Annotated in this window: 13 protein-coding genes; 3 read left to right on the top strand and 10 right to left on the bottom strand. The window is 28.4% G+C overall.

Going from position 1 to position 10509, the window contains the following annotated elements:
- Positions 1-228 precede the first annotated feature (228 nt).
- From ACH2BO_RS01395 to recF, 9 genes are all read right to left on the bottom strand, one after another.
- Entirely contained in the window at positions 229-780 is a 552-nt protein-coding gene (locus ACH2BO_RS01395) for an RNA polymerase sigma factor (RefSeq protein ID WP_395042971.1), read from the bottom strand.
- Positions 771-1877 carry a glycosyltransferase gene (locus ACH2BO_RS01400; RefSeq protein ID WP_395042972.1) on the bottom strand — a complete coding sequence of 369 codons (1107 nt, stop codon included), beginning with the start codon at positions 1875-1877 and terminating at the stop codon, positions 771-773. The genes ACH2BO_RS01395 and ACH2BO_RS01400 overlap by 10 nt, the downstream gene beginning before the upstream one ends.
- A gap of 75 nt (positions 1878-1952) precedes the next feature.
- Positions 1953-2567: an FMN-binding negative transcriptional regulator gene (locus tag ACH2BO_RS01405; RefSeq protein WP_395042973.1), complete on the bottom strand. Its 615-nt coding sequence runs from the start codon at positions 2565-2567 to the stop codon at positions 1953-1955.
- A 29-nt stretch (positions 2568-2596) separates the two neighbouring features.
- Positions 2597-2833 carry a type II toxin-antitoxin system HicA family toxin gene (locus ACH2BO_RS01410; protein WP_395042974.1) on the bottom strand — a complete coding sequence of 79 codons (237 nt, stop codon included), beginning with the start codon at positions 2831-2833 and terminating at the stop codon, positions 2597-2599.
- Between the two features lie 8 nt (positions 2834-2841).
- A complete protein-coding gene (locus ACH2BO_RS01415) occupies positions 2842-3213 on the bottom strand; it encodes a hypothetical protein (RefSeq protein ID WP_395042975.1) in 372 nt (123 codons plus the stop codon).
- Positions 3214-3278: 65 nt separating this feature from the next.
- Positions 3279-4292: a UDP-N-acetylmuramate dehydrogenase gene (murB, locus tag ACH2BO_RS01420; protein WP_395042976.1), complete on the bottom strand. Its 1014-nt coding sequence runs from the start codon at positions 4290-4292 to the stop codon at positions 3279-3281.
- A gap of 127 nt (positions 4293-4419) precedes the next feature.
- The gene (locus ACH2BO_RS01425) at positions 4420-5094 is read right to left on the bottom strand and encodes a DUF2461 domain-containing protein (RefSeq protein ID WP_395042977.1); all 675 of its coding nucleotides are present in this window, start codon (positions 5092-5094) and stop codon (positions 4420-4422) included.
- Between the two features lie 133 nt (positions 5095-5227).
- Positions 5228-5947: a rhodanese-like domain-containing protein gene (locus ACH2BO_RS01430; protein ID WP_395042978.1), complete on the bottom strand. Its 720-nt coding sequence runs from the start codon at positions 5945-5947 to the stop codon at positions 5228-5230.
- A gap of 34 nt (positions 5948-5981) precedes the next feature.
- Positions 5982-7061, bottom strand: coding sequence for a DNA replication/repair protein RecF (recF, locus tag ACH2BO_RS01435; protein WP_395042979.1), 1080 nt, complete (start codon positions 7059-7061; stop codon positions 5982-5984).
- 142 nt (positions 7062-7203) lie between these two features.
- Here recF and ACH2BO_RS01440 point away from each other — a divergent pair, with 142 nt between their 5' ends.
- Positions 7204-7995, top strand: a complete 792-nt coding sequence (locus ACH2BO_RS01440; RefSeq protein ID WP_395042980.1) for a tol-pal system YbgF family protein — start codon at positions 7204-7206, stop codon at positions 7993-7995.
- Positions 7996-8071: 76 nt separating this feature from the next.
- Positions 8072-8566 carry a 6,7-dimethyl-8-ribityllumazine synthase gene (ribH, locus tag ACH2BO_RS01445; RefSeq protein ID WP_395042981.1) on the top strand — a complete coding sequence of 165 codons (495 nt, stop codon included), beginning with the start codon at positions 8072-8074 and terminating at the stop codon, positions 8564-8566.
- A gap of 3 nt (positions 8567-8569) precedes the next feature.
- Here ribH and ACH2BO_RS01450 read toward each other — a convergent pair whose 3' ends face one another.
- Positions 8570-9013: a DUF4268 domain-containing protein gene (locus ACH2BO_RS01450; protein ID WP_395042982.1), complete on the bottom strand. Its 444-nt coding sequence runs from the start codon at positions 9011-9013 to the stop codon at positions 8570-8572.
- A 166-nt stretch (positions 9014-9179) separates the two neighbouring features.
- On the opposite strand from ACH2BO_RS01450, the gene mutL reads away from it, so the two are divergent.
- Positions 9180-10509: DNA mismatch repair endonuclease MutL (mutL, locus tag ACH2BO_RS01455; RefSeq protein ID WP_395042983.1), on the top strand; the 1330-nt coding region annotated here is incomplete at its 3' end.

Below are 10509 nucleotides of genomic sequence, written 5' to 3' on the forward strand. Positions count from 1 at the left end.
TTGTAAGAATTATTAAAATATTTTATTAATTTAATTTTAAATTTTGATTTAATAGTATTTTAATTAAAACTTCTAATTTAATAACAATACAAATGCTAATTAACCCTGATGGAAATGACATCCTTTTTCTTTTTTTTAAGAAAAAGATAAAATGTACAGCAGGAAAAAGGTAAACAAGAAATGGCAAGCTGTTCGTTTCAAAACATAAAAAAATTAAAAAATATTTTTTTAACGCTTGGTTTGAATAATCTCGGCCAAGAGTTTTTTGGCGCGTAGTAATTTTATTTTTACATTGCTTAAAGGTTCGTCAAGTTGTTCGGCAATTTCTTGATAACTCATTTCTTGAAAGTACCTAAGTTGTATAACTTCTTGATAATGAGGTTTTAACTCTTTAATGTATTGTAGTAATTGCGATAAATTTTGTTCTGTAATTAACTCATCTTCGGCTGATGGTGAACTGTCGGCAATGTTATATGCTTGTTGGTCTTCTTCGTCTGTGATTTCAACAAAAAGCGATGATTTTTTTTTGCGAAGTAAATCAATATGAACGTTTTTGGCAATAGTGATAATCCAAGTATTAAACTGAAATTCAGGATTGTAACTTGCAATTTTATCAAATGCTTTAGAGAAGGTTTCTATTGTAATATCTTCGGCATCGGTTTCGTTTTCGGTACGTTTAAGCATAAAACCATATACTTCATTCCAGTAATGGTCAAGCAAATAGGTGAATGCAACTTGGTCGCCTTTTTTGGCTTTTTCTATATATGGATTTATTTCCACTGTACTGGTTTAGAAAATGTATTAGTAATAAAAATATTTAATTGTGTGAAGATAAGTACAATTTCTATAATTGGAAACCAATATATTACATCTTTTTCTTTTAGTTTTGAAGCTGCAAATCCCATAGAAATCCATGCAATTATATATCGAAAACCTACCAAACTTAAAACTATAATCCATTTAAATTGAAACGAAAGTAAAATTATTGAAAGTAAAACGAACAATAATTGCGAAATGTAAAATGTTGCAAGTTGGGTTCTATCAAAAGGTTTATAATTTTTGGCTGTTGAAATGTGCCTTCTTTTTTGAGCAAACCAATCTTTGAAACTAGTTTTTGGCATTGAATAGGTAAAACTTTCTGGTGTAAAACAAACTGTTGTATTTTTATTATTTGCAGCTTGGTTGATAAATAAATCATCATCGCCAGAACGAATTTTCATGTGATCCATGAAGCCACGAACTTTAAAAAACTCTTCTCTTTTGTATGCTAAATTTCGTCCAACTCCCATATAAGGTTTTCCAATTTTTGCCCAACCAAAACATTGTGTTGCAGTCAATAAAGTTTCAAATCTTATGATTTTATTTAAGAATGAACCTTTAATTTTTTCGTAAGCACCATATCCTAAAACAATCGTTTTTTGTTGTGTAAATTGTGAACTCATTTGGGTAATCCAATCTTTAGAAGTTGGATAACAATCGGCATCAGTAAACAATAAATATTCGTTTTTGGCAGCTTTTATTCCAAGTGTTAATGCAAATTTTTTGTTACCCCAAAATGCTTCAATATTTTCAACTTTTACTAATTTAATGTTGCTATGTTGTTTTTCAAACGCTTCAAATAAATCTAAGGTTTCGTCGCTTGAAGCATCGTCGATTAATACAATTTCAAAATCGGGATAATTTTGTTCTATTAATAAAGGAATAAATTTAGCAACATTTTCTGCTTCATTTTTAGCACAAACAATAACTGATATTGGAACTCTTTTTGGAGTACTAACGAGAGGTTTTGCAAAAGAAAATCTACCAAAAAACACAACGTAATATAGAAATTGGATAATTACAACAGCAATAAACAAACAAAGTAAAATTAGTAACATAATGGGTTTTTAAACGTGTGCAAAAGTATGAAATGATATTAGATAATAAGAATTGATTTTAGATTTTTTTTAAAATTATCTTGAACATTTCTTCATTTCATTAGCAACTTCAATTGCTTGATTATCATTAGTTTTTTCTAATTCAGTAATTATGTTTTTATAATCTTTATCATCTCTATTTTGTGACATTTTTTTTACAGCTTCTATTGAATTTATTAAAATTTCAAAGGCAACTATTCCTCTTGCTTGTTGCATTGTTTTGTTAGATAAATCATCAACTTTAATTGGTTTTTTAGACTTTTCTTCATATTTATCAACCAATCTTTTTAAAGAAGCTACTGCTTTTTCGTGATTGATAATTTTTAAATTTCCGTAGATGTGTACTGCTAAATAATTCCAAGTTGGTACATTTTCATGATCATACCATGATGAAGAAATATAGGAATGTGCACCAGAAAATATAACTAAAACATCCTTATTATCTTTAAAACTTTTTGCTTGAGGATTTTCTATTGCAACGTGACCTGTAAGAATTTCATTTCCAGTTTCATCTTTTTCTAAAAGTAACGGAATATGAGTTGCCCAAAGTTTACCACTAGTGAGATTTACTAAAATAGCAAATCCGTTTTCGTGAATGAAATTGCGAATTTCTTCTTGGTTTTCGTTTTTGTATATTTTTGGGATGTACATTTAAGTTTAAATCATTAAATAATACTTGATTAACAATTTTCTTCAATCCATTGATAAAGTTCAACTAAAGTTTTTCCCATCGTTGCCAAATTTGTCTTTAAATGCATAGCAGGAATATCTTTGTCTTTTTCACGATGAGTAATTGTTCTAAAACAATCTGGACATTTATAATGATCGTGAGAACCTTTTGTTCTTAGGTAATAACATTTATTTGCTTTTAGATAAGCAATCCAATCTTTAGTTTTTACAGGTCTATTATTTCCCATTTCTAAAATTAAACAGTAGCTTCAAGCATTGATGTTTTTAAAGTTCCAGGTTCAAAACCTTGCAAAACTCCGTTTTCATCAATATAAGATTTAGAATAATTTTTATTGTGGTATTTTACTTTTGAAAATCCAAGTTTAGTTAATTCAATCTCTCTTTGTTCGTTTGTTAATTTCATTAAATCTTGACAAAAAAGCTGAAGATTTTCTTGAAAAGATTGATGTGCTTCTTCTTTAGAAATTCCATATCCGCTAACTAAAATTGCAGGAGAAACTACAACAAAATGTTCTCCTTCTTTACCAGTTGCAACAATAGCTTTTATGGAAATAGAATTTTCTTTAATTCTTACAGTTTCAATAATATCATTGAAATTGATGCTCATATAATTTTATTTTTATATACAAATGTAGTTATATTTTTTTTATATATAATCTCAAAATTCTAATTTTATATCACATTAACTTCAGCTTCAATAGCAATACCAAATTCCTTGAAAACAGTAGCTTGAATATCTTTGGCAACATTTAAAATTTCTTGTCCAGTTGCGTTGCCATAATTTACTAAAACTAATGCTTGGTTTTTATGAATTCCGGCATCGCCAAATCGTTTTCCTTTAAATCCAGCTTGTTCAATAAGCCAACCTGCAGGAACTTTTACTGTTGTTTCAGAAAGAATATAATGTGGCATTTCGGGATGTAAAACATGAATTTCATCAAATTCAGCTTTCGAAATTATTGGGTTTTTAAAAAAACTTCCGCTGTTGCCAAGTTCTTTTGGATCGGGTAATTTGCTTTGACGAATTGCAATTACAGCATTAGAAACATCTATTAAAGTTGGTGTGTCGATATTTTTATTTTCTAATTCTTTAGAAATATCACCATAAGAAATATTAATTTTATGATTGTGTTTGGTTAATTTAAAAACGACCGAAGTAATAATATATTGGTCTTTACATTCGTTTTTAAAAGTACTTTCTCGGTAACCAAATTTGCAATCTAGTTTAGAAAAAACCTTTTTTGTTTGGGTTTCAATATTCATTGCATTACAGAAAACAAAAACATTTTTAATTTCGGTTCCATAAGCACCAATATTTTGAACTGGTGTTGTGCCAACATTTCCAGGAATTAGTGACATGTTTTCTAGTCCTCCAAAATCTTGGTTGATTGTCCAGAGTACAAATTCGTGCCAGTTTTCGCCAGCCATACTTTCTACCCAAACGAAATTTTCATTTTCTTGAACAATTCTTTTTCCTTTTATATCAATATGAATAACAAGTGCATCTATATCTTGTGTCAATAACATATTGCTTCCGCCACCAAGAATAAACTTTTTGTCTAATGAATGATTTTTCAATACAGTATTTAATTCAGCTTCATTTTGAACGGCTACAAATTGCTTTGCTTTGGCTTCAATTCCAAAAGTGTTGTATTTTTTTAAAGAGAAATTATTTTGAATTTGCATTTTAATTGATATTGTAATTTATTTTTTTTGAACATAGATTTAAGAAATTAGAGAAATCTATTTTTTTTTATAATTATCTCGTAACCTCAAATTTCGTATCTTTTATTTCGTACCTCGTACTTTCAATCTATTCTTCAGTTTCTAATGCTCTTTTTAAAAAGTCATTCATTGGTTTTAAAATAATTAATTTTTGAGCAATTTTTTTGGTGAAATCAGGTTCTGAAAAAAGTTTGTCATCAATTTTTTGCGAAGCAGTATAGCTTTTAAGCTTTAAAAATTCAATTGCAGCATGATTTGGATCGTAACCTTTTGGAGCTTTTTTTAATACATTAGTATCATCGCGAGTTAATTCTTTATATTCTGATTTAAAATTTATATTGTTTACAATTGCTTCTAAATCATCATGAAAAAATTCAATTTCTTTTCTTATTTGTTTTAATTCATTTGGCTCTGGACACCAAACACCACCAGCAATGAACGAGTTTCCTTTTTCGAAATGAATATAATATCCTGGTGCATTTTTTCGATTTTTATTTTGCGACAACCAAACTCCCATATTGGTTTTGTATGGCGATTTGTCTTTAGAAAACCGAATATCACGATTGATTCGAAACGTACAGTTTTTTATTTCTAATGGTTCTAATGATTTGTCTAATGGTTTCATCTCTGTCAAAATTGATGCAATATAACTATGATATGATTTTTTGTAATCATCATATCTTTTTTTGTTGGCATGCATCCATTCGGTATTATTATTTGCAATTAAATCTGCAAGAAATTGTTGTGCTTCTTTTGTAATCATTTGTCTTACATTGATGTTTTTTGAACACAGATTTAAGAAATTAGAGAAATCTAAAAAAGTATTTTTTTAATTATCTTGTAGTCTCGTATTTCGTATTTCGTATTTCGTACTTCGTATTTCGTATATCGTACTTCTATAAATGTTTCCTTAAATCGTTTTCAGATAAAAAACCAATATGACTCCAAGTTTCTACTCCATTTTCATAAATCAATACAACAGGTAAACCAGTAATTTTCATAGATTCTAAAAGCGTTTTATTTTCATCTGCATCTAGCATTATTAATGAAGTTTGGGCTTTTAATTCTTCTTTCATTTTCATTAAATAGGGTTTCATTTTTTTACATGGTTCACACCATTTTGCCGAAAAATTAATGATTACTTTTTTATCTGAATGTATTAATTTGTCAAATTCTAGCGAGTTCATTCCGGTTGGTTTGCTATCTGATGGAAAAGTTTTTTTTCCTTTCCATTTCATAATTCCACCGTCTAAATTGTAAACTTCTTTAAATCCTAATTCTGATAATTTAGTTGCAGCTTGACTACTTCTTCCACCAACTTTACAGTAAACTAATACTGGTTTAGATTTGTCTAATTTTTCAACATTTGATACAAAATCTTCACTATTCCAGTTAATGTTTTTTGCGTTTTGAATATGTTCAACATTGTATTCTTCTGGTGATCTAACATCAATTAGTTGAGCATTTTTTTCAGATAATATTTTCTCTTCAAAAAGCAGTCCATCAATAGTTTTATAAGATTCCTTTACTTCATTAACTTCATTGTTTTTTGATGTCTGACCTTGGCAACTATATAGAATTAATGTTAGAACTATAATAGAGATTATTTTTTTCATAATAAATGATTTAATTTTCTGCTAAATTACAAAATTATAGATTAAATATTTTATAAGATTGATGAGTCGATTTTACTATTTTTTCGGTGCGTTCTTTATGTGTATCCGAAATAAATAATTGCCCAAATTCTTCTTGATTTACCATTTCTACAATTTTACTAACTCTAAATTCATCTAGTTTGTCAAAAATATCATCAAATAACAGTATTGGTTTTTCGCCACTTTGTTTTTTTACAAATTCAAATTGTGCTAGTTTTAATGCAATTAAAAAAGATTTTTGTTGTCCTTGCGAACCAAATTTCTTTATTGGATGATTGTCAATTTGAAAAGCCAAATCATCTTTATGAATCCCAACCGAAGTATATTGCAACGCTCTATCTTTAGCCAAATTTTGTTCTAATAAAAGTATCATTTCAGCTTCAAACAGATGACTTTCATAAACCAATTGAACGGTTTCTTCAGAGTTTGTTATAGCTTGATGATGTTTGTTGAAAATGGGTAGAAATTCTTCTAAAAATTTTTTACGTTTTTCAAAAATATTTTTTCCTAAACCATTTAATTGTTCATTATATATTGACAAAGTGTCGTTTTCAAAAACATGATTTAAAGCAAAATATTTTAATAAAGCATTGCGTTGACTTATAATTTTTTGGTATTGAATTAATTCTTGCAAGTAGTATAAATCTAGTTGCGAAATTACATTATCAATAAATTTTCGTCTAGTTTCACTTCCTTCAATAATCAAATCATTATCGGCAGGCGAAATTATTACTAGAGGAATAAATCCAATATGATCTGAGAATTTTTCGTAAGCTTTTCCGTTTCGTTTTAAGATTTTCTTTTGTCCTTTTTTAAAACTGCTTACAATTTGTTCGTTTCTATTTGCTTTTTCAAATTCGCCATCAATGACAAAAAACTCTTCGTTGTGTTTTATATTTTGAACCGCCAACGGATTAAAATAACTTTTTCCGCTTGCCAAATGATAAATTGCATCGAGCACATTGGTCTTTCCAATTCCGTTTTTTCCAACAAAACAATTGATTTTAGCATCAAATTCGAAAGAAGCTTCCGAAAAATTTTTATAATTGAATAAAGAAATCTTTTTTAAAAACATTTGTAATTGCTTGAAAACACTATTATCAGCGACTTTGTGAGTGTTTTTTTTTAAGTGGGTGCAAATTATTGAAAAATATCGACAAAATGACTTTCAAATTAGAATAAAAATTTTATTTTTGCGCACACTAAATTAAAACTAGATGGCAACTTATAATAAGAGAGGTTACAAACCAGCAAAAGAAAAAGAAGAAAAATTAGACAATAATTTTATTGAAGATGTAAATGTAGATGAAAAAGATAGTGCTACAGCAAAAGCATTTGACACTTTGGATCAAACAGCTTCTAGAACTGAAGATTTTGTTGCTAAAAATCAAAAATATATATTAGGTGGTTTGGCAATTATTGCTTTAGTTACTATTGGATATTTATTATACCAAAGATTTATTGCAGAACCAAGTCAAGAAGAAGCTACAGATGAACTATTTGTTGCACAACAAAATTATCAGAAAGCAGTTGATGCTTCAGTTCCAAAATCGCAAGATTCATTATTTAATTTAGTAATTAAAGGTTCAGATGGTAAACTTGGTGTTATTGGTATTGCAGATCAATATTCTGGTACTGATGCAGCAAATCTTGCAAATTATTATGCTGGAGTTTCTTATTTAAATTTAAAAAAATATGATGATGCCATAAAATATCTTGAGAAGTTTTCTTCTAAAGATGCAGTAATAGGATCAGAAGCAATTGGTTTAATTGGTGATGCTTATTCTCAAAAAAATGATGCTAAAAAAGCTTTAGAGTTTTATGTAAAAGCAGCAAGAAATACAACTAATGAATTAACAACTCCTGTGTTTTTAATGAAAGCTGGTAAAACTGCATTATCATTAGGAAACAAGGCAGATGCTTTAACTTATTTTACTGAAATAAAAGAAAAATATGAAGCAACTCCAGAAGCTCAAACAATTGATGGTTTGATTGGAATGGCTCAATAATTAGTTAGCAGTTTACAGTATTCAGTAAACAGTTTTAACTGAACACTAAAAGCTGAACACTGAACACTAAATAAAAATGGCTACAGCTAATAAAAATTTATCTAATTACAATAAAAATACAATCCCAAACGCGAAAGATTTTCGGTTTGGGATTGTTGTTTCTCAATGGAATGAGAAAGTTACCGAAGGTTTATACAATGGTACAATTGCAGCTTTGTTAGATTGTGGTGCTGTAAAAGAAAACATTATTCGTTGGAATGTTCCAGGTAGTTTTGAACTTGTTTATGGTGCTCAAAGAATGATTGTAACACAACAAGTTGACTGTGTAATTACAATTGGTTGTGTGATAAAAGGTGAAACAATGCATTTCGAGTTTGTATGTGAAGGCGTAACACAAGGAATAAAAGATTTAAATGTGCAAACAGATGTTCCTGTTATATTTTGTTTACTTACAGATAATAACGAGCAACAATCTATAGATAGAAGTGGAGGAATTCATGGAAACAAAGGTACAGAAGCTGCAATTGCTGCTATTAAAATGGCAGAATTGAGAAAAAATTCTGAACAATAAATTTTAAGTATTTAATTCTAAATCTTTGATGTAATCTTTATATTCTAGAAAGAATTGTTCAAAAAGATCCATTTTTTCATTAAAAAACGAAAAAATCTCTACCCAATTATTTCGGTTATTCATGCTTATATTGTTTTTTTCAATCCAGATTCGGCTAATTATTTTTCCGTTTTCTAATTGATGATTTTTTTCAAAAACTAAATCTTTTATATAATCGGTTTCTAAAATGGTTTTTAGAGATTCTATTTTTTCAAAATATATTTTTCTTTTTTCTTCTTCTTTGTTTTCAATGTCTAAAATTACCTTGATATTTTTGTTGTCTGTATAAAATTTAAACGAAAAATCTTTAATATCAGTAGTATACATAATCCATTTTCTTGGATATTGTGCGGCAAATTCAATCCAAAATTCTCTTTTAATTTTCAAAGCATCTTCTTTGCTATACATTTTATTCTTGTATTTTATTTTTAATGTTCAAATTTATGAAATAAAGCCAGCTAAAGAATGATTTTTTTGTTTTTAATAAGTTCTTAACTAGAATAAATAATAGAATTTCATTAAATTTGCTAACTTTGGTTTTTAACAATCAACTACCAGAAATAAACAATAAATAATGTCAAGCATAATTCAATTACTTCCTGATCATGTTGCCAATCAAATCGCTGCTGGAGAAGTGGTACAAAGACCAGCATCGGTAGTAAAAGAATTATTAGAAAATGCTGTTGATGCTAAAGCTACCGATATAAAATTAATAATAAAAGATGCTGGAAAATCTTTAGTTCAAGTTATTGATAATGGTTTAGGAATGAGTGTTACCGATTCGCGTTTGTGTTTTGAACGTCACGCAACTTCCAAAATTCGTCAAGCCGAAGATTTATTTTCATTGCACACCAAAGGTTTTCGAGGCGAAGCATTAGCATCAATTGCTGCAATTGCTCATGTTGAAATGAAAACCAAGCAAGATCAAGAAGAACTTGGAACTCATATTGTTATCGAAGGAAGTAAATTTGTTTCACAAGAGCCATCAGTTTCACCAAGAGGAACTTCATTTTCTGTAAAAAATTTATTTTTTAATATTCCAGCTCGAAGAAATTTTTTAAAATCAGAAACGGTTGAATTTAGACATATTGTTGATGAATTTCAGCGAGTAGCATTGGCACATCCAAACATATATTTCACAATGTATCACAATGGTAGTGAGATGTTTAATCTTCCTAATTCTAATTTTAGGCAAAGAATTGTAAATGTTTTTTCGGGTAAAACAAATGAAAAACTAGTTCCTATTCAAGAAGAAACAGAGATTGTTACAATTCAAGGTTTTGTTGGAAAACCAGAATTTGCTAAAAAAAATCGAGGTGAACAATTTTTCTTTGTGAATGACAGGTATATAAAAAGCGGTTATCTTCATCATGCTGTAATGTCAGCTTATGAAGGTTTACTTTCTGCTGGTTCACAACCAACTTATTTTATTTATTTAAATGTTCCGCCAAATACCATAGATATTAACATTCATCCAACCAAAACCGAAATAAAATTTGACGATGAACATGCTCTATATGCAATTTTGAGATCAACAATAAAACATAGTTTAGGACAATTTAATGTAGTTCCTGCACTAGATTTTGATAGAGATCCAAATTTAGACACACCATATCAATATAAAAATGCAACTGCCAATTATCCAAAAGTTGAAGTAGACAATAGTTACAATCCGTTTGCTGATGAGAAAAGTACAAAACACTTTTCTGGAAGTTCTACTTATAAAAAGCATGAAGTTGCTATAGCAAATTGGGAAAGTTTGTATGTAGGATTGAAACAAGATACTTTAGAAGTTGAAAATTTTTCATTTGAAAATGAAGAAGTTACAGCATCATTATTTGACGATAAAGAAGAAGAACATACTATTAAAAGAACCTACCAAATTCATAAAAAATATATTGTAA

The organism is Flavobacterium sp. (genome assembly GCF_043773265.1).
GTDB lineage: Bacteria > Bacteroidota > Bacteroidia > Flavobacteriales > Flavobacteriaceae > Flavobacterium.